This is a genomic window from Thalassotalea sp. G20_0 (genome assembly GCF_017744175.1).
In the GTDB taxonomy this organism is placed as follows: domain Bacteria; phylum Pseudomonadota; class Gammaproteobacteria; order Pseudomonadales; family Endozoicomonadaceae; genus Endozoicomonas.
Map to the genome: position 1 here is coordinate 1 of NZ_JAGHQV010000271.1, position 945 is coordinate 945.

General features: G+C 48.5%; 1 protein-coding gene. It reads right to left on the reverse strand.

What is annotated here, in order from left to right:
* Positions 1 to 927 (reverse strand): hypothetical protein (locus J7438_RS26000; protein ID WP_209278931.1); only part of this gene is annotated, 927 nt, incomplete at its 3' end.
* Between the last annotated feature and the right edge of the window lie 18 nt (positions 928 to 945).

A 945-nucleotide genomic window follows, 5' to 3' on the forward strand; every position in this document is an offset into this window, starting at 1 on the left:
TCGGTACCACTGTGAGATTGCAGGCACAGTTCTGAATAGCTCGTCCATTCTGTCAGCGTATTTTGCGCGGTTATCTTCGGACTGTCGCCAGAGAATCTCCAGCATCATACGTTTAGATAGCGTGAATTCCCATCGTAGGCCAAGCTGTTGGCGCAGTGGCTGTAATGCATTCCATTGCGCCGGGGTTGGGGCTGGCTTCAGGTTTCTGCACAGTTCAAGGTATTCCTTCCTCTCAGGTTCAGGGAGCTGCGTTAATGCAAATTTTGTTAAAGCCAGTGGTGCAGGAATGGATAATGCTTTAGTGAGTACTCCTTTGCAGCGTGGATTTTCACGATATTTTTCAATCCAGAACTGGATACCAGTTCCTCCATGGATAGCCAATATCGGCAGCAATGATTTCAGCGCAGCACGAACAGCCACTCTGTCATTTCGAGGACTTTTGTGGGCATTAAGATATTGTTGGAATTCGGCAATTGTCATGCACCATTTTGCGGGCCCAGAGAAGAACAGAGCCAGTGCTTTCATTTGACTTGATTCTAAAAGATCTTCATCACTATTGTCGTCTCCATGTTCAGTGGTACAACCATGCTGATTAAGACATTGGCGAAGTGTTTTCTTATTTTCGGTCAGTTTTTCTCCTGAGGGCAAACCAAAACTTGCAAATATTCGGCAAGAAAGTTTCAGAATATTCTTATTTTCATCCGAGGGTAGCCATTGAACGAACGCTTCCACCTTCGCTTTGTCGGGCAAGCCTTTGCCATGACACATGGAGGAAAAGGCCCGCAGCAGTTCCAGGCTGAATTCGCCGTTCACCTTCCAGCACTCCCACGCTTTGAGCGCTTCCACCTTCGCTTTGTCGGGCAAGCCCCTACTGCTCATCATGGAGGAAAAGGCCCGCAGCAGTTCCAGGCTGAATTCGCCGTTCACCTTCCAGCACTCCCACGC